Source organism: Pseudomonas sp. Je.1.5.c, from assembly GCF_051129895.1.
In the GTDB taxonomy this organism is placed as follows: Bacteria; Pseudomonadota; Gammaproteobacteria; order Pseudomonadales; family Pseudomonadaceae; genus Aquipseudomonas; species Aquipseudomonas urmiensis.
Map to the genome: position 1 here is coordinate 38,457 of NZ_JBCPSP010000038.1, position 18,782 is coordinate 57,238.

Here is an 18,782-nt window from a genome sequence, read left to right on the forward strand (position 1 = left end):
GAAGAATAGTAAGTGCGCGGTTATCGCGCACTGACGAGTCTGTGTGTTGGCAGGAGTGTGAGTAAGTTGGAAAGTTATCCCTATACATCATTCCGATGCAGCGCTACCTGGCGGATCGAAAGACGCAGCTCAGCCGATAGCACACGCTTGGCCACCCCTTCGGCCAGCTCGCCGAGCTTGTCGTGATGACCAAGCTTGCCGTTGCTGTCCGGGCGCAGCACGCCTTGTTGCATCAGCGTCTGGATGAAATGACGGAACAGGGTCTTGTCGAAGAACTCCGGAGCATTGAGGCCATGCAGGATCGACAGGCGCTGGGCCATCATCACGCACAGGTCTTCCAGCTCCTCGGCGCTCAGGGTCTGCTGGCCGCTGTTGAGCAGCAGCGAGGTGGCCATGTAGTAGCGTTGCAGGGCCTGGGTGATGGTGCGGGCCAGCAAGGTCAACAGCACGAACTGTCGCGAGCTCGGTGCCGGGCGCAGGTAAACCTGGTTTTCGAAGCGCAGCAGGCCTTGCTCGACAAAAGCTGCCAGCCACTGATCGATGACCTCGTCCAGTTGCTCGGGCGTCCAGCGCAGGAACAGCTCCGCCTGCAGGTACGGGTACAGCGCCTTGACGTACTGGCCGATCAGCTCGCGGCTCATCCGCGAACTGCTCTCGAAGAAGCTCGCCAGTAGCGCTGGAAGGGCGAAGATATGCATGACGTTGTTGCGGTAGTAGGTCATCAAAACCGCGTTGGCTTCATCCAGATACAGGATGCGGCCCATCGCATCGTTCTGCTCGGCCAGCAGGTCCATGCCCCGCACGTGCTTGATCAAGGCCAGGCCATTGCCCTCGGGCAAGGTGGTGTGCGACGAGTAGGGCACTTGGCGTAGCAGCGCCAGGTACAGGTCGAGAATGCGCACCAGCGCGCGTTCGTCGAGGGCGTGGCGACTGGTCGAGAGCAGCGCCAGTGCCACCAGGTTGACCGGGTTGATCGCCGCCGCCTCGTTGAGGTGACGGGCCACGGTTTCGCCCAGGCGGGTGGTGGTTTCATTCAGCCAGGCCGGGCGGAACTGCGGACCGAGCGCCTGCTCGCGCCAGCCAGGTTGCTGCTGGTCGAGAAAGCCGGCCAGGCGGATCGGTTCACCGAAGTTGACGTAGACCTGGCCGAAGCGCTGCTTCAGCGCGCCGATGACCTTGAAGATGTCGAAGATCGACTCCTTCTTCTTGCTTGCGCCGCGCAGCTCGCCCAGGTAGGTGCGGCCTTCCAGCACGCGCTCGTAGCCGATGTACACCGGCACGAAGACAATCGGCGTACGCGAGGATCGCAGGAAACTGCGCAGGGTGATCGCCAGCATGCCGGTGCGCGGTTGCAGCATGCGCCCGGTACGCGAACGCCCGCCCTCGACGAAGTACTCCACCGGAAAACCCTTGGTGAACAGGGTGTGCAGGTACTCGTTGAAAACGGCCGTGTACAACGGGTTGCCCTTGAAGGTGCGGCGCATGAAGAACGCCCCGCCGCGCCGCAGCAGCCCGCCGATCACCGGCATATTGAGGTTGATGCCGGCAGCGATGTGCGGCGGGGTCAGGCCATTGCGAAACAGCAGGTACGACAGCAGCAGGTAGTCGATATGGCTGCGGTGACACGGCACGTAGATCACTTCGTGGCCGGGGGCGATGCCCTGCACCTGCTCGATGTGATTGACCTTGATGCCGTCGTAGATCTTGTTCCAGAACCAGCTGAGCACAACCTCCAGGAAGCGGATCGCGGTGTAGGTATAGTCCGAGGCGATCTCGTTGCCGTAGCGCAAGGCCTGGGCCTCGGCCTTGGCCAGTGGGATTTTCTCGCGCTCGGCTTCATCGGCGATGGCCTGGCGCACCAGTGGGTCGTGGATCAGGCCCTTGACCAGGTTGCGCCGGTGGGAAATGTCCGGGCCGATCACTGCCGTCTTGAGGTTACGGAAATGCACTCGCATCAGCCGTTGGGCCATGCGCACCGTGCGTTCGTGGCCCTTGTTGTGCTCGACCAGCTCGCGCAGGTGGATGGGCGCGGAGAACTGCACGCGGGTCTTGCGCCCAAGAATCAAGATGGTCAGCAAGCGCCGCAGGCGCCCGGTGACGGCCCAGCTATCGGCGAACAACAGCTTCCATGGGCTCGATTCGCTGGCGGGGGTCTGCCCCCAGAACACGCTCACCGGAATGATCTGCGCGTCTTCTTCCGCGTGCTGGCTGATCGCTGAGACCAGGCGCTCGAGCGTGGGCGGTGCACCGCGTTTATCCTGGCGGCCGAGCCAGTCGGGGTCTGGCGTCAGGTAGAAGAAAGCGGCGGGTTCCTGCAAGGGGCCGACGGCAACGGGCAGTACCGGGCGCGGCAGCCCCGCCTTGGTGCACTCCCGATCGATTACCGCCAGGTCGGTCAGTGATGGCGAGGGCAGGGCGTAGAACACCGGGCGGCTGCGATCGAGCTTGAGGGACAGGGACGATTGGTTGATGGTCTCGGAGCGCACCCATAGGTACAGCACGCGGCGCAGGGCGCCGAAGATCAGGCGACGCAAGGGAGAACGGGTCATGGAATGTGTGTGCCCTGATGAGAGGATCGGGTCTATTTACAGTCAGTTAGTCTGCCGTATCGGCGTAAGTTCAGCAAAAATCTGCAATTCACGGGGCGGTCATGAATTTTCTTTGTTCTCTGTCATATACTCGGTCCGCACCTTGCAGGATATTTCGGCAAGCTGTGTCGGCACAGGGTGGAGAACCTGTGTCAGCAAGGCGATCTTCACAATAAAAAACCGGAGTAGTTCAGATGTCGTCTCGTGAGACTGGGAATGTAAAGTGGTTCAACGATGCCAAGGGTTATGGCTTCATTCAGCGCGAAGGTGGTGCGGATGTATTCGTCCACTATCGGGCAATCCGCGGTGAGGGTCATCGTAGCCTGGTCGAAGGGCAGCAGGTCGAGTACAACTTGACCCAGGGCCAGAAAGGCCTGCAGGCCGAGGATGTAGTCGGTCTTTAAGCCTCAAGCTTCAAGCTGCAAGTTGACCGTGGAACTTGCAGCCTGATGCCAAGCGCAACGAGCTTCAGCTCGTACGCCAGGTGATTTCCTCTTCACCGTCGGCACTGATGCGGATCCAGCGATCGGCATCTTCTTCCCCTTGTTCTTCCGCCCAGCTACCCGGTGCGCAACGTATTTCCACGTTGAGCGCGGCAAAGGCTGCGCGTGCGCAGGCGATGTCGTCGTCCCATGGGGTCTGGTCGCTTTCCAGGTACAGGCTGTTCCATTTCCCTACAGCCTTGGGTAACCAGGTGACCGGAATGTTACCGGCCTGGCATTTCCAGGTCTGGCCTTTTTGCTTCCATTCGCTGCAAGGGCCCAGCGCTTGGGCGAGCCAGGCAGAAATCTGCTTGTGGTCGACGTCGCTGTCCTTGAGGTAGATCTCGATATCGGGTTGGCGCATAAAAAGGCTCCGGGTGTGCTCAGTCTTGGCGCACGAAATAGTCATAACGCATGGAAACCGTGACCTCGAACGGCTCGGGCTGGTCGATCACCCGTGCGCGTTTCTCGGCGCTGGCGCGCCAGCCGTGTGGGGTCATGGCCAGCAGGTCGGCACGGGCCTTGGGCTCGGCCAGGCTCAAGCGGAACTCGAGGATCTCGCTATGAGCATGGGCCATGCCTTGCGGGACCAATGCCAGGTGTTTGTCGTCGGCGTAGGGGCGTACTTCATCGTAGAGCACCTCGCGCAATTGCATCAGGTGGCCGCTGGTCGGTCCGACCCGCATCAGGCCACCGCCTGGGCTGAGCAGGCGCAGAGCCTCCTGCCAGTCCAACGGGCTGAACACGCTGGCAATGAACTGGCAGCTGGCATCGGCCAGCGGCACGCGGGCCATGCTGGCGACCATCCAGGTCACCTCTGGCGCGCGGCGACAGGCGCGCTTGACCGCCTCGCGGGAGATGTCCAGGGCATAGCCTTGCGCCGCCGGCAGGGTCTGGGCAATTTGCCCGGTGTAGTAGCCTTCGCCACAGCCGATATCCAGCCAGACGCCGGGCTGGCGCTCGGCAGCCAGTTCGGCCAGGCGCCGCGCCACCGGCGCGTAATGGCCGCCGTCGAGGAAGTCGCGGCGGGCCTCGACCATGGCCTGGTTGTCACCTGGGTCGCGGCTATTCTTGTGCTGCACCGGCAGCAAGTTCAGGTAGCCCTGGCGCGCGCGGTCGAAACGATGGCCGGCAGGGCACACTACGCCATTGTCCAGGGGTGCCAGGGCTGCCTGGCAGAGCGGGCAGGCGAGCATCAGGCGAGCAACCGCACCAGGGTCTGGTAGTAGATCTCGGTCAGCAGGTCGAGATCACTAGCCAAGATGCGTTCATCGACCTGGTGAATGGTGGCGTTGACCGGGCCGAGTTCGACCACTTGGGTACCCATGGTGGCGATGAAGCGGCCGTCGGAGGTGCCGCCGCTGGTCGACGGTTGGGTATCACGGTCAGTCACCGCCTTGATGCTGGCCGATACCGCATCGAGCAGATCACCTGGCTCGGTGAGGAACGGCAGGCCCGACAGTGCCCAGTCGATCGACCAGTCCAGCTGGTGCTTGTCGAGGATGGCGGCGACGCGCGCCTGCAGGCCCTCGACGGTCGACTCGGTGGAGAAGCGGAAGTTGAACAGCGCCGTCAGGTCGCCCGGAACCACGTTGGTCGCGCCCGTGCCCGAGTTGAGGTTGGAGATCTGGAAGCTGGTCGGCGGGAAGAATGCGTTGCCTTCGTCCCAGTGCTCGGCAGCCAGTTCCGCCAGTGCTGGCGCGGCCAGGTGGATCGGGTTGCGCGCCAGGTGCGGGTAGGCCACATGGCCCTGCTTGCCACGTACAGTCAGCTTGGCGCCGAGCGAGCCGCGACGGCCGTTCTTCACCACATCGCCGAGCAGGTTGGTGCTCGACGGCTCACCGACGATGCACCAGTCCAGGCGCTCTTTACGCGCGACCAGGCGCTCGACCACGGCTTTGGTGCCATGGTGGGCCGGGCCTTCTTCGTCGCTGGTGATCAGGAAGGCGACCTTGCCACGGTGATTGGGGTAGTCGTGGACGAAGCGCTCGCTGGCCACCACCATCGAGGCCAGGCTGCCTTTCATATCGGCCGCGCCACGTCCACAGAGCATGCCGTCGGCATCGATCAGCGCCTCGAACGGCTCGTGCTGCCATTGCTGCACCGGGCCAGTGGGGACCACGTCGGTATGGCCGGCGAAGCACAGTACCGGGCCTTCCTGGGTGCCGTGGGTGGCCCAGAAATTATCGACGTCCTCGATACGCATCGGTTCGAGCTGGAAGCCGACGGCACCCAGGCGGTTCATCATCTGGGTCTGGCAGTCGGCGTCGACCGGGGTCACCGAGGGGCGGCGGATCAGGTCGCAGGCCAGTTGAAGGGTAGGCGAGAGCTCGGCTGGGGCCGTCATGGGGGACTCCGGGGGCAAGGCAAGGCGGGAAATCAGGGGCGTTATCTTATATCAAATGATGTCGCCGGGCACGCCCAGGGCAGGTGGCAAGAGGCCAATGACCTTGAGGGAAGGGCGTGTGGGCGGGCTTGCCCCGCGATAGCGATGTTTATTCCACACTCGCTATCACGGAATAAGCCCGTTCACATGCCCCTTAGCCTTGGGCAGCAGTCGAGGGCTCAACAGACTTTGCGACAGGCTTGGGCAGCGACGACAGGAAGGCCATGATCAATGCCGCCAGGTACGGCAACGACTGCACCAGCAACATCGCCACCCAGAAACGCATGTCCGAGCTCGGCAGGCCCTGGACCAGATAGATCCCGGCCGCAGCGCCCCACAGCAAGAGCATGATGAACAGCTCTTCGCGCGCTTCGGAAATCGCCACCAGCAAGCCATGGCTGTCGGCATTTTTCGGTGTACGGAAGAACGGCATGCTGCTGGTGAAGAAACCGTACAGCACCGCCTTGGCTATGGTGTGCGATAGCGCCAACCCCGCCAGCGCTGCGGCGAAGGCATCTTTTAGGTCGACGCCGACCGCGCGACGATACAGGAACAGGATCTTGCCGACCTTGAAGAAGAACAACGCCAGCGGCGGAATGGCGAAGATCATCAGCGGCGGATCGACCCGATGCGGCACGATGATCATCGCTGCCGACCACAGCAGTGCGCCGACGGTGAAGAAGATGTTCATGCCATCGGCGACCCACGGCAGCCAGCCGGCCAGGAAGTGATAGCGCTGGCCACGGGTCAGTTCGCTGCCTTTGCCGCGCAGCAGGGCGCGGGCGTGGTGCTTGATGATCTGGATCGCGCCGTAGGCCCAGCGGAAACGCTGCTTCTTGAAGTCGATGAAGGTATCGGGCATCAGGCCCTTGCCATAGCTGTTGTGCGCATAGGCGGCGGACAGGCCTTTCTCGAATATCCGCAGGCCCAGTTCGGCATCCTCGCAGATGCACCACTCGGCCCAACCCAGCTCTTGCAGGACGCTGCGCCGGGTCATGGTCATGGTGCCGTGCTGGATGATCGCGTCACGGTCGTTGCGGGTCACCATGCCGATGTGGAAGAAGCCTTTGTATTCGCTGTAGCACAGCTTCTTGAAGGCACTTTCATGCTGGTCGCGGTAATCCTGTGGCGATTGCACCACCGCGATCTTCGGATCGGCGAAGTGCGGCACCATGTGCTTGAGCCAGTTGCGGTCGACGCAGTAGTCCGAGTCGATCACTGCGATCACTTCGGCGTCCTTGGCAGTGTGTGGCAGCAGATAGTTCAGCGCACCGCCCTTGAAACCGGCCAGCGGCGCGACGTGGAAGAACTTGAAGCGCTCGCCGAGCAGTTCACAGTGGGCCTTGAGCGGCTCCCAGACCGCCGGGTCCTTGGTGTTGTTGTCGATCACCAGCACTTCGTAGTCCGGATAATCCAGCGCGGCCAGGGCATCGAGGGTCTGCTTGACCATTTCTGGTGGTTCGTTGTAGCAGGGCACATGCACCGAGACCTTCGGCCGGTAGGCAGAATCGCCCTGCACGGGGAGAAACTCCCGGCGCCGCTTGGCGGTCCACACCGTCTCGGCCAGTTCGTGCGCCTCGGTCATCAGCACGATGAACACGCCAATTGCACCCAGCGCGAGCAGGAAGCCCACGATCAGGCTGAACCAGGTGCTGTACTGCTGGCTGTAGTCGTAGGCGATCCACACCAGCACCGAACCACACAGGAAGGTGATGAAGGTCAGGAAGGTCCGCCCGCGCTGGCGCAGGGCCGAGCCGTCGATCAACAGGATGGTCAGGGCGAGCATCGCCAGCACCACCGACGCGACCGCCAGTGCCCGCCATTGCGGGATCGCCACCACCGGCCCTTCGAAGTTGAATTTCTGCTGGCGTTCGGCGTTGAACACGCCCCAGTAGGCGCCCACCGAGCCTTCGTCACTGGCCTTCCACGGCTGGTCGTAGGCTTCGATGACGAAGTAGTTGTAGCCGCGGCGGTTGAGGGTGTTGACCAGGGTGCGCAAGTAGATCGCCTGGTCGGCCTGGGTCGCATCGGCGCCACCGCGCATGCGGCCGTTGCTTGGCCAGCCAACTTCCGAGAGCAGCAGCGGTTTGCGGGGGAACTGCAGCTTGAGCTCGCGGGCACGGTCGAGAACGAACTCCACCGAGTCCTGCATGGGCACGAACTCCCAGTATGGCAGGATGTGCGCGGCGATCAGGTCGACGTGCTTGGCCAGCTCTGGGTGTTCTTTCCAGATATGCCATTGTTCGCTGGTAGTCACCGGTACTTTCACCGCCGCGCGGACCCTATCCAGGTACTGGATCAATGCCTCAGGCGTGATCTCTTCGCGGAACAGCGCCTCGTTGCCCACTACCACCCGGACCACGCTGCGCGAGGTGTTGGCCAGCTCGATGGCCTTGCTGATCTCACGCTCGTTGCGCTCTTGATCGGGGCTGATCCAGATGCCCAGGGTGACGCGCAGGCCCAGTTCCTCGGCCAGGCGGGGGATCTCGGCCTGGGTGCCCTCGACGGTATAGATGCGAATGCTGTCGGTCAGCTTGCTCATCTGCTCCAGGTCCTGGCGCATCTCATCGTCACTTGGGTACTGGCCTTTCTGCGGACTTTCGCCCAAGCGGAACGGCGAGTAGGAGAAACCGGAGATCTGTTCCGGCCAGGCAGGGGCCGACACTGGGCGATTGATCAGCGCCCAGAACCCGGTGAACAGCGCGGCGATGGCCAGCACCACCACCAGGTTGAGGCCGAATTTGCGTGATGACATAAGCGTTTCAAGGTTCCGATGAAGGGAGCGGGGCGGGCGCCACAGGGGCGTGAGTCCTACGCTTACCTGGGAAGGTAGTTGATTGGATTTTCCGCAGAGGATGAAGTTCTGATCCCGCTCTATTGTCGTCCATATCTGGTTGCGTGGTAGGACATTAAAGCAGGGATGGTAGGGAAGGTGCCAATTGGCGGCGCTGGGCCGCGACCCTGGGAGCGCTCGATTGGCGTATAATGCGCGCCGGTTTTTTCGGGGTATTGGCCATGAGCACAGAAGATCCACGCTTTGCCGGCGTCGCCCGGTTGTACGGCGACCAGGGGCTGCAACGCCTGCGCGACGCCCACGTGGCGATTGTCGGCATTGGTGGCGTGGGCTCGTGGGCCGCAGAAGCGCTGGCCCGTAGCGGGGTGGGTGAAATCAGCCTGTTCGATCTGGACGACGTTTGCGTGAGCAACACCAACCGCCAGGCGCACGCGCTGGAGGGCCAAGTTGGGCGCGCCAAGGTCGAGGTCATGGCTGAGCGCCTGCGGGCGATCAACCCGGCATGTCGAGTGCATGCCGTGGCTGACTTCGTCACCCGCGAAACCATGGCCGAGTACATCACCGAGCAGATGGATTGTGTGATCGACTGCATCGACAGCGTGATGGCCAAGGCGGCGCTGATTGCCTGGTGTCGTCGACGCAAGATCGGCATCGTTACCACTGGCGGCGCCGGCGGGCAGATCGACCCCACCCAGATCCAGATCGGCGACCTCAACAAGACCTTCAACGACCCGCTGGCCTCGCGGGTGCGTTCGACCCTGCGCCGCGATTACAACTTCTCGCGCAATACCTCGCGCAACTACGGGGTACCTTGCGTGTTTTCCAGCGAGCAGCTGCGTTACCCCAAGGGCGATGGCAGTGTCTGCCTGCAGAAAAGCTTCGTCGGCGAAGGCGTGCGCCTGGACTGCTCCGGCGGCTTCGGCGCGGTGATGATGGTAACGGCGACCTTTGGCATGGTGGCGGCGAGCAAAGCGGTGGAGAAGCTCGTAGCCGGCGCCCGGCGCCCTTCTGAGCGCGTGGTTGCGAAGTAGCGCAAGCGTTCCTTCAGGCCTCATCCGGGAAAAGTCAAAGCGATGAGGCCAGGCCAAACCCCACAAATCAAAAATACAAACTTGGCTTTGGCTTTGGCTTTGGCTTTAGCGAGAGCGCAGCGATTCGCCTGCTCTTGATCTTCATGCGCGCAGGTTCAGGCGCCGCAGATTCGCGACTTCAGGAGGCTGAGCAGAGGTGCCTGTAGGGCCAGGTGCGCCAGCACCCTTCGGCGTAGCCGAAGGCGCGAGATGTAGATTTGCGCAGCAAATCGTAGGCCGCGCGGGCCCGGAAGGCGCCGGCGCGAAGGGACCCCGGAGCGTAGCGCAGGGGCCGTATGCAGGAGCGAGCGGCTTTGCCTACTTTGGCCAAGACCAAAGTAGGCCGCCGTAAGGGCGGAAGGGGCCAGCAGCGCCGCCACATCAAACGGATAAGCTCAAGTCTCTAAAAGCCCAACTCAAACCAAAACCCGCGAACTAGCGACCCCAACCACCGCCAACCCCACCAGCAAATTAACCCCCACCATCCGCCGAATCCGCGCCAAAACCCCAGCCCCAGCCGCCCAATCCTCAGCCTGCACCGCCGCCCGCAGCTCCGGCAGCATCAACGCCTGCACCCGCATGAACAGCGCAAACATCACAATCGCACCCCCAATCATCACCTGCACATACCGAGGCGCCGTTTCAAACCCGGAAAAACGCAAATGCAACATCCCGATACCACTGATCGCCAAAACCGCTACCGCCGCCCAGACCCAACCAAAGAAACGTCGGAAAACTTCCACCCACAAGCGCAGCCGCGCAGGCCCCTCCAAGGCTGCAACCGTGGCCGGGCGCAGTACCAGCCAGGCGAAGAACATGCCGCCAACCCAGACCAGGGCAGCCAAAACATGCAGTGTGTAGGGCAGGGCAAAGGCAAGCATCAGGATCTCCATGCGGCACAAAGGGCGATAGCGGGGTATGATAGCCGCCCCATGCGAAACACTGAAAATATATCCAGCCCTTCGGGCGCCTGCAGACCATGATCAGCAACGAACTCAAAGCCACCATCCAGGGCGCCTACTCGCGTTTTCTCGAAGCCAAGAGCCTCAAGCCTCGCTATGGCCAGCGCCTGATGATCGCCGAAGTGGCGAAAGTGCTCGGCGATATCGCCTGCGACGACGAAGGTCGCCGCTCGGGCGAGCCGGCCGTGGTCGCGGTCGAGGCCGGCACCGGTACCGGCAAGACCGTCGCCTACAGCCTGGCGGCGATTCCCGCCGCCAAGGCTGCCGGCAAACGCCTGGTGATCGCCACCGCGACCGTGGCCTTGCAGGAGCAGATCGTGTTCAAGGATCTGCCCGACCTGATGCGCAACAGCGGGCTCAATTTCAGCTTCGCCCTGGCCAAGGGGCGTGGGCGCTACCTGTGTCTGTCCAAGCTCGACGTGCTGCTGCAGGAAGGCCACGCCCAGTCGGCGACCGCCCAGCTGTTCGAGGAAGAAGGCTTTCACATCGAAGTCGACGAGCGCAGCCAGAAGCTGTTCAACAGCATGATCGAGAAGCTTGCCGGCAATCGCTGGGACGGTGATCGCGACAGCTGGTCGGAAACCCTCGAAGACCAGGACTGGGCGCGCCTGACCACCGACCATAGCCAGTGCACCGGTCGCCACTGCCCGAACTTCCAGCAATGCGTCTTCTATAAGGCGCGCGAGGGCATGGGTAAGGTCGATGTAATCGTCACCAACCATGACATGGTCCTGGCCGACCTGGCCTTGGGCGGCGGTGCGGTACTGCCCGACCCGCGTGACACCATGTACGTATTCGACGAAGGCCATCACCTGCCAGACAAGGCGATCGGCCACTTCGCTCATTATTCGCGCCTGCGCTCCACTGCCGACTGGTTGGAGCAGACGGCCAAGAACCTGACCAAGCTGCTCGCCCAGCATCCGCTGCCGGGTGACCTGGGCAAGTACATCGAACAGGTGCCGGAGCTGGCTCGCGAAATCCGCACCCAGCAGCAGTTCATGTTCACCTTGTGCGAGCAGGTCGCGGATTTCCGCCCCGGCGAAGACACCGAAGGCCGTGAGCGCCCACGCTACCGCTTCGAAGGTGGAGTGGTACCGGAGCAGATTCGCGAAGTCGGCATAGAGCTGAAAAAGGGTTTCTCGCGTCTCAACGACCTGTTCACCCGCCTGGCCGACCTGCTCAAGGAAGGCATGGACGGGGAAAACAACATCGGTATTGCCAGCCACCAGGCCGAAGAGTGGTATCCACTGTTCGGCAGCCTGGTGACCCGCGCCCAGGGCAACTGGGAGCTATGGACCGCGTTCACCGCCGAAGATCCGCAAGACAGCCCGCCAATGGCGCGCTGGCTGACGTTGGCCGAAACCGGTGCGCTGTTCGACATCGAGGTCAATGCCAGCCCGATCCTTGCCGCCGAAATGCTGCGCCGCAGCCTGTGGAGCGTCGCCCACGGCGCTCTGGTGACTTCGGCCACACTCACCGCGCTGGGCAAGTTCGACCGCTTCCGCATGCGTTCGGGCCTGCCTCGCGACGCGGTGACGTGCGTGGTGCCAAGCCCGTTCGTGCACGGCGATGCTGGTCTGCTGCGAGTGCCTGACCTGGGCGCTGATCCGCGCGACGCTGCTGGGCACACGGCAGCGATCATCCGTGAACTGCCGGCAATGCTCGAAGAGGCCCGCGGCGCGCTGGTGTTGTTCTCCTCGCGCAAACAGATGCAAGACGTGTTCGATGGCCTGGACCGTGACTGGCGCAAACTGGTGTTGATCCAGGGCAACCTGTCCAAACAGGAAACCCTCAACAAGCACAAGGCGCGGGTCGACGATGGCCAGCACAGTGTGCTGTTCGGCCTGGCCAGCTTCGCCGAGGGGGTCGACTTGCCGGGCGCCTATTGCGAGCACGTGGTGATCGCCAAGATCCCATTCTCGGTGCCGGACGATCCGGTCGAGGCAGCCTTGGCCGAGTGGATCGAAGCCCGCGGTGGCAATCCGTTCATGGAAATTGCCGTACCCGACGCCTCGCTCAAGTTGATCCAGGCCTGCGGTCGCTTACTGCGTACCGAGCAGGATCGCGGCGTCATCACCTTGCTTGATCGGCGCCTGGTCACCCAGCGCTACGGCAAGGCTATTCTCAATGCGCTGCCGCCATTTAGGCGGGAGATTTCCTGACGGCCGGAGCAAGACGCCCCGGCCCGTTGTCCATCACTCAGTCAAGGGCCCATGAGGGCTCTGAAGGAGAGCCCCAGCCCTATGCTCCATCGCACCTTGCCCGCTGTACTTACGCTGTTGTTCAGCTCGCCGTTGCTGGCCGCGCAGCAGACGTTGTTCAGCTTTGTGCGGCCGGCTTCAGTGGTCAATGTGATCACCGCTGATGCCGGCATGCCGCAGTACAACGCGGAGCAGACGGCCGAGGGCGAGGTGCTGCGGCGGGTGGTGTTCAATCCGGTGGAGCGGCCGACACTGGGCCTCAGCCCGCAGAGTGGCGTGTGGGACTGGTCTGCCGGGCAGGCGCTGACTTTGCGTCTGCAAAGCGCCATGGACTGGGCCTTGAGTGTGGATGTCACGGTGCAGAGCAGTGATGGCCGCACGCTCACCAGCCGTATCGACCTGCCCGCCGGGCCTGCGCAGACGGTGATGGTTCCGCTCAAGGCCAGCTCGCCATTGAGCCAGGGCATGCGCGCGGGGCCGCCCATGCCGTGGACGTATCAAGGGCAACGGGTGCTGCTGACCAGCAGCGTCGGTGAAGTCGATCTCACCCAGATCAGTTCGGTTACCCTGAGCATTCCAAGGCCCAAGGTGGCCCAGAGCCTGCTGATCGAGAAAGTTGGTATCCAGGATGACGATCTGGCGTTCAAGGCCGCCTACGACGGTTTGATCGATGCTTATGGCCAGTCCACCCGCGGACGCTGGCCGGAAAAGATCGTCAACGATGATCAGCTCAAGGCCGCTGATACCCGCGAACAAGCTCAGCTCAAAGGCTGGTTGGCAGAGCGCGGCAAACAGCAATTGGACAGCTACGGTGGGCTGATCGCCGGCCCGGCCTTCGAAGCCAAAGGGTTTTTCCGTACTGAAAAGCGTAATGGCCGCTGGTTCCTGGTGACCCCTGAGGGGCACCCGTTCTATTCGCTCGGCATCAATGCCGTGGCGGCCGACGGCGGCCGTACCTATATAAGCGGACGCGAAAGCATGTTCACCGCCTTGCCGGGCGAAGGCGAGCGTCTCGCCGCGTTCTATGGCCAAGGCAACAACGATGATGGCAATGCCTCGTCGCAAGGGCGCAATTTCAATAAAGGTCGCTGGTTCGACTTCTATGCTGCCAACCTGCAGCGTGGTTATGGCCAGCCTTGTCCGGCGCCAGTAGAAGGGCAGCCACCTGTTGCCTGCCCACCTGCGGCCCTCGATGCCGCCCGCTGGCAGAGCCACACCCTCGATCGCATGCAGGCCTGGGGTTTCAATACCCTGGGCAACTGGAGCGATCCGGCCCTTGGCCTGGCCAAGCGAGTGCCCTACACGCTACCGCTGTCGATCGTTGGCGACTACGCCAGCATCAGTACCGGTATGGACTGGTGGGGGCGCATGCCCGATCCGTTCGATCCACGCTTTGCCATGGCGACCGAGCGCGCCGTGGCCATCGCCGCCCGTGATCACCGCGATGATCCCTGGCTGATTGGCTACTTCGCCGACAATGAGCTGGCCTGGGCGGCGCCGGGTGATGATCCCAAGGCCCGCTATGGGCTGGCCTTCGGCACCCTGAGGCTGACCACCGACGTACCGGCCAAGCGCGCGTTTCTCAAGCAGCTGCGCGACAAGTACCGCAACCAGGAAGGCCTGTCCAAGGCCTGGGGTATCGACCTGCAAGCCTGGGAACTGATGGAAGACCCAGGCTTCGAAGCGCCGCTGCCCAATGCGCAGCATCCGGAAATCGAGCGCGATTATCAGCATTTCCAGCAGGTATTCGCCAATACCTACTTCAAGACCATCTCCGACTCGCTCAAATGGCATGCCCCCAACCACTTGCTGCTGGGCGGGCGCTATGCGGCCAGCACTCCAGAAGCAGTGAAAGCCTGCGCCGAGTTCTGCGACGTGCTGAGTTTCAACTTCTATACCCTCAAGCCTGAAGATGGCTACGACTTCGCTCGGCTTGCCGAGTTGGACAAGCCGTTGCTGGTGTCCGAATTCCAGTTCGGTTCCCGCGACCGTGGGCCATTCTGGCCCGGGCCGCTGGAGCTGGTACGCGAGGAAGATCGCGGCCCGGCCTACGCCAACTTCCTCAAGGCTGCGCTGGCTCAACCGATGATTGTCGGTGCGCACTGGTTCCAGTACCTCGACCAACCGGCCAGTGGGCGCTTGCTCGATGGCGAGAATGGGCACTTGGGGCTGGTGGCGATTACCGATGTGCCTTATCCAGGTTTTGTCGAAGCGGTGCGCAGGAGCAATCAGCAGGTAATGGATGAATTGCGCAAGGCGCTGAACAAGCCTGCTCTGTAGGTCATACAGCGGCATTTCGGTGCCGTTTGTCGACTTTTCCCTACGACCATCCGGCCACATTCAGTTTGCAAAACCGCCAACTACTGAAACAATGCACGACTTTGTGAAGACGAGTCGTACGGAGAGTAGGCGGGTGCAGATCCAGGGTCACTATGAGCTGAAGTTCGAGGCAGTGCGTGAAGCATTTGCCGCATTGTTCGAGGATCCTCAGGAGCGCGGCGCTGCGCTGTGCATCCAGGTCGGCGGCGAGACCGTGATCGACCTGTGGGCCGGTAGCGCCGATAAGGACGGCCGCGAAGCTTGGCACAGCGATACCATTGCCAATCTGTTCTCCTGCACCAAGACCTTCACCGCCGTCACCGCCTTGCAACTGGTCGGCGAGGGCAAACTGGCCTTGGACACGCCCGTGGCACGCTACTGGCCAGAGTTCGCCCAGGCCGGTAAAGAGCAGGTGACCCTGCGTCAGTTGCTCAGCCACCGCGCTGGCCTGCCGGCGATCCGGGAACTGCTGCCGGCCGAAGCACTCTATGACTGGCAGACCATGACCGCTGCCCTGGCGGCTGAGACCCCTTGGTGGACGCCGGGGACCGAGCATGGTTACGCCGCTATTACCTATGGCTGGTTGATCGGTGAGCTGATTCGCCGCGCTGACGGCCGTGGCCCGGGCGACTCGATCGTCGCGCGTACCGTCAAACCCCTGGGCCTGGATTTTCATGTCGGCCTGGCGGATGAACAATTCCACCGTGTCGCGCACATTGCTCGCGGCAAAGGCAACCCTGGCGACGCCGCTGCACAGCGTTTGCTGCAGGTAACCCTGCGCGAACCTCAAGCGCTGTCGACGCGAGCCTTTACCAACCCGCCTGCCATTCTCACCAGCACCAACAAGCCGGAGTGGCGCCGGATGCAGCAGCCGGCGGCCAATGGCCATGGCAATGCCCGCAGCCTGGCCGGTTTCTATGCCGGTCTGCTCGATGGCAGCCTGCTGGAGTCGGAACTGCTCGATGAGCTGACGCGCGAACACAGCCTTGGCCAGGATCGTACCCTGTTGACCCAGACCCGCTTCGGCCTGGGCTGCATGCTGGATCAGCCCACGGTCGCCAACGCCACTTTCGGCTTGGGCGCCCGCGCCTTCGGCCATCCAGGGGCGGGAGGCTCGGTCGGCTTCGCCGATCCCGAGCACGATGTCGCCTTTGGTTTCGTCACCAACACCCTCGGCCCCTATGTGCTGATGGACCCGCGGGCGCAACAGCTGGTGCGTGTACTTGGCACTTGCCTTTGATCGGGTAACGCGGGTATTGGCCCGACCCTTTGACTATCCTCAATGCCAACGCCTCATGTGTGTGGGCAAAATTTCTTTCTAATTCATGGTGTATCGCTGATGTCTTCACATAAAACCTTAGCACTCGCCCTGTGCCTGGCCATGACCGGCTGCGCCAGCCACTCGCAAGGTACCGCCAAAGACGGCGGCCTCAGCTGGTGGCCTTTCGGCTCCGACAAAGTCGCTGAACAGGAAGTGAAAGAGGCGGTGACCGAGAAGGTCGCCAAGGCTGACGCCAAATCCGATAGCGCCAGCCGTTGGTGGTGGCCATTTGGTGGGGACGACAAGCAGGCTAAAGGCCCAGTCGTACCGAAGATCGATCACAAGGCCACCCAGGCCTGGCTGGACGAGTACGAGCCCAAGCTGCGTGAAGCGGTCAAGGGCAGCAAGTTCGAAGTCGAGCGGCGTGAAGATGTCATGGCGGTGATCATTCCGGTGGAGGGTTCGTACAACCCTGATCGCCCGAACATGCTGCTGCCAGCGACCTTGGGGCCGATTACGCGCGTGGCTAAGGCGGTGGAGGTCGATCCCAAGACCGCTGTGCTGGTGCTCGGCCATGCAGACAGCAGTGGTGTGGCTGCTGCCAACCAGAAGCTCAGCCTGGAGCGCGCTGCTTCGGTATCGGCGATCTTCCGCCTCAGCGGCCTGCAGCGTGACCGCCTGACCCTCAAGGGCATGGGTTCGGTGATGCCGCGTGCGGCCAATGACAGCCTTGAAGGCCGGGCCTTGAACCGCCGTGTGGAAATGTTGCTGACCCCGCAGAACACCATGGTCGCGCTGCTGGCCAAGTATCAGCAGGCCGCACCAGCACCAACCCCAGCCGCCATGGTTGCAGTGCAAGACGCCAAGGCTCCGGCAGCTAAGGCTGCGAGTAAGCCAGCAGCGAAAGCCACCGCCGCCAAACCGGCCGCCAAGAAAGCACCGGCCAAGGCAGCTGCGAAGAAACCTGCAGCCAAGCCAGTTGCCAAAAAAGCCGCGGCAAAACCTGCCGCCAAGAAGGCCGCAACCGATAAGAAAGTAGCTGCCAATAGCCCTGCGAAGACCAATTGATCGTCAAGGAAACGCAGTCATGACCCAATCCCTGGCCGATATGCGCCGCGACTACACCCGTGATGGCCTGGTTGAAAGCCAGGCTCCGGGCGAGCCGTTCGCCCTGTTCCACCAATGGTTCGCTGATGCGGTGAAGACCGAGCAGCCACCGGTGGAGGCCAATGCCCTGACCCTGGCCACAGTCGATGCCGACGGCCGCCCGCATTGCCGGGTGCTGTTGCTCAAGGGGCTGGATGAGCGAGGTTTCACTTTCTTCACCAACTATGACAGCGCCAAAGGCCAGCAGCTGTTGGCCAATCCCTTCGCTGCCATGACCTTCTTCTGGCCGGCGCTGGAGCGTCAGGTGCGGATCGAAGGGCGAGTGGAGAAAGTTACCGCGCAGGAGTCGGACGATTATTACCAAGTGCGTCCGCTGGGCAGTCGCCTAGGCGCCTGGGCATCGCCGCAGAGCCAGGTCATTACCGGGCGTGAGCAGTTGGAAGGCTTGGTCAAGGCGACTGAAGCGCGCTTCTCCGACAGCCAGCCGCACTGCCCGGAGCATTGGGGCGGTTATCGGTTGCTGCCTGAGCGCATCGAGTTCTGGCAGGGGCGGCCGAGTCGCCTGCATGACCGCCTGAATTATCGCCACGTCGAGGGCCAATGGCTGCGTGAGCGCCTGGCACCTTAAGCCCGATAGTTGGCGGCCTCGCGTTCCAGCCAGGCCGCCAATGCCTTGCGTTTGATCTTTTGCGCCCGCGCCAGCTCCAGGCGCTGCAGCATGTAGGCGCGTTTATCATCATCCTTTCCAGCCATCGACAACGCCAGGTCGCGGTCCATCCAGCGGCGCATGTGTAGATACAGCCAGCCATGGAAATACAGGCCTGCGACGGTTGTTACCAAGACGATGAAGTAATCCATGGCTATCCTTGGTCTGACTAAATAGTGACAGCACGGCGGCTGTACCAGAGCTGAATGAAAACAAATTTGTAACGTATGTGTCGTGACAGCCGTCAACCTGCGGAGTCTAATGGACACCTGACTTATGGAGATTCAACCCATGCGTAAATCTGTATTGCTGGTGGCGAGCTTCACCACCCTGTCGCTGTTGCTCGGCGGCTGTGCGTCGAGCCTGACCGGTGACAGCTATTCCCGTGATGAGGCCCGCCGCGTGCAAACCGTGCGCATGGGTACCATCGAATCGCTGCGCCCGGTGAAGATCGAAGGCACCAAGACCCCAATCGGCGGTGGCGCGGGCGCTATCGTCGGTGGTGTTGCCGGTAGTGCTATTGGTGGTGGCCGTGGCAGCATCGTCGCTGCGGTAATCGGCGCAGTGGCTGGTGGCCTGGCGGGTTCTGCCGCCGAAGAGGGTATTACCCGTACCCAGGGTGTCGAAGTCACCGTGCGTGAAGACGACGGCAATATGCGCGCCTATGTACAGGCGGTGCAGGAAAACGAAATTTTCCGCGTGGGTGAGCGTGTGCGCATCGTCACCGTCGACGGCACCAGCCGTGTGACCCACTGAGCAATTCGCTGAAAAACGAAACCCCGACTTGGCAGCGCCGGTCGGGGTTTTTTATTGCCTATCGCGGGGCAAGCCCGCTCCCACGATGACGCGCAATTAAGCTCGTGGGAGCGGGCTTGCCCCGCGATGGCTGACGCCAGGTTACCCGTT

The 18,782-nt window shown here is 62.5% G+C and carries 15 protein-coding genes; 8 read left to right on the plus strand and 7 right to left on the minus strand.

From position 1 onward, the window contains the following. Positions 1 to 80: 80 nt before the first annotated feature. Positions 81 to 2,549 (minus strand): glycerol-3-phosphate 1-O-acyltransferase PlsB, encoded by a 2,469-nt coding sequence (plsB, locus tag AAZU54_RS21935; RefSeq protein WP_434727670.1) that lies wholly within the window; start codon positions 2,547 to 2,549, stop codon positions 81 to 83. A 233-nt stretch (positions 2,550 to 2,782) separates the two neighbouring features. Between plsB and AAZU54_RS21940 the strand changes: the two genes are divergently transcribed. Beyond that, positions 2,783 to 2,992, plus strand: a complete 210-nt coding sequence (locus tag AAZU54_RS21940; RefSeq protein ID WP_186556243.1) for a cold-shock protein — start codon at positions 2,783 to 2,785, stop codon at positions 2,990 to 2,992. A gap of 64 nt (positions 2,993 to 3,056) precedes the next feature. On the opposite strand, the gene AAZU54_RS21945 is transcribed toward AAZU54_RS21940, so the two are convergent. The 4 genes from AAZU54_RS21945 to AAZU54_RS21960 form a co-directional block, all read right to left on the minus strand. Next, positions 3,057 to 3,434, minus strand: coding sequence for a hypothetical protein (locus AAZU54_RS21945; protein WP_186556244.1), 378 nt, complete (start codon positions 3,432 to 3,434; stop codon positions 3,057 to 3,059). Positions 3,435 to 3,453: 19 nt separating this feature from the next. Beyond that, positions 3,454 to 4,266 carry a putative RNA methyltransferase gene (locus tag AAZU54_RS21950; RefSeq protein WP_434727671.1) on the minus strand — a complete coding sequence of 271 codons (813 nt, stop codon included), beginning with the start codon at positions 4,264 to 4,266 and terminating at the stop codon, positions 3,454 to 3,456. Continuing rightward, positions 4,266 to 5,417, minus strand: coding sequence for a succinyl-diaminopimelate desuccinylase (dapE, locus tag AAZU54_RS21955; RefSeq protein ID WP_186556246.1), 1,152 nt, complete (start codon positions 5,415 to 5,417; stop codon positions 4,266 to 4,268). The genes AAZU54_RS21950 and dapE overlap by 1 nt, the downstream gene beginning before the upstream one ends. Before the next feature lie 193 nt (positions 5,418 to 5,610). Beyond that, entirely contained in the window at positions 5,611 to 8,211 is a 2,601-nt protein-coding gene (locus AAZU54_RS21960) for a glycosyltransferase (protein WP_434727672.1), read from the minus strand. Positions 8,212 to 8,471: 260 nt separating this feature from the next. Here AAZU54_RS21960 and tcdA point away from each other — a divergent pair, with 260 nt between their 5' ends. After that, entirely contained in the window at positions 8,472 to 9,281 is an 810-nt protein-coding gene (gene tcdA / locus AAZU54_RS21965; RefSeq protein WP_186556248.1) for a tRNA cyclic N6-threonylcarbamoyladenosine(37) synthase TcdA, read from the plus strand. Between the two features lie 455 nt (positions 9,282 to 9,736). Here the strand turns inward: tcdA and AAZU54_RS21970 are convergent, their stop codons facing one another. After that, positions 9,737 to 10,201: a CopD family protein gene (locus AAZU54_RS21970; RefSeq protein ID WP_186557574.1), complete on the minus strand. Its 465-nt coding sequence runs from the start codon at positions 10,199 to 10,201 to the stop codon at positions 9,737 to 9,739. A gap of 98 nt (positions 10,202 to 10,299) precedes the next feature. Between AAZU54_RS21970 and dinG the strand changes: the two genes are divergently transcribed. The 5 genes from dinG (at position 10,300) to pdxH (ending at position 17,798) form a co-directional block, all read left to right on the plus strand. Beyond that, a complete protein-coding gene (dinG, locus tag AAZU54_RS21975; RefSeq protein WP_186557575.1) occupies positions 10,300 to 12,444 on the plus strand; it encodes an ATP-dependent DNA helicase DinG in 2,145 nt (714 codons plus the stop codon). An 81-nt stretch (positions 12,445 to 12,525) separates the two neighbouring features. Further along, a complete protein-coding gene (locus AAZU54_RS21980; protein WP_434727673.1) occupies positions 12,526 to 14,763 on the plus strand; it encodes a beta-galactosidase in 2,238 nt (745 codons plus the stop codon). A gap of 133 nt (positions 14,764 to 14,896) precedes the next feature. Then, entirely contained in the window at positions 14,897 to 16,042 is a 1,146-nt protein-coding gene (locus AAZU54_RS21985) for a serine hydrolase domain-containing protein (protein ID WP_186557577.1), read from the plus strand. Positions 16,043 to 16,141: 99 nt separating this feature from the next. Next, on the plus strand, positions 16,142 to 17,131 hold the full coding sequence (locus tag AAZU54_RS21990; RefSeq protein WP_312153255.1) for an OmpA family protein: 990 nt from the start codon (positions 16,142 to 16,144) through the stop codon (positions 17,129 to 17,131). Between the two features lie 19 nt (positions 17,132 to 17,150). After that, positions 17,151 to 17,798, plus strand: a complete 648-nt coding sequence (gene pdxH / locus AAZU54_RS21995; RefSeq protein ID WP_186557579.1) for a pyridoxamine 5'-phosphate oxidase — start codon at positions 17,151 to 17,153, stop codon at positions 17,796 to 17,798. Here pdxH and AAZU54_RS22000 read toward each other — a convergent pair. Then, positions 17,795 to 18,028 carry a hypothetical protein gene (locus AAZU54_RS22000; protein ID WP_434727674.1) on the minus strand — a complete coding sequence of 78 codons (234 nt, stop codon included), beginning with the start codon at positions 18,026 to 18,028 and terminating at the stop codon, positions 17,795 to 17,797. The two genes, pdxH and AAZU54_RS22000, sit on opposite strands and share 4 nt — an antisense overlap. A 139-nt stretch (positions 18,029 to 18,167) precedes the next feature. Between AAZU54_RS22000 and AAZU54_RS22005 the strand changes: the two genes are divergently transcribed. Next, positions 18,168 to 18,632: a glycine zipper 2TM domain-containing protein gene (locus AAZU54_RS22005; RefSeq protein ID WP_186557581.1), complete on the plus strand. Its 465-nt coding sequence runs from the start codon at positions 18,168 to 18,170 to the stop codon at positions 18,630 to 18,632. Positions 18,633 to 18,782: the final 150 nt, after the last annotated feature.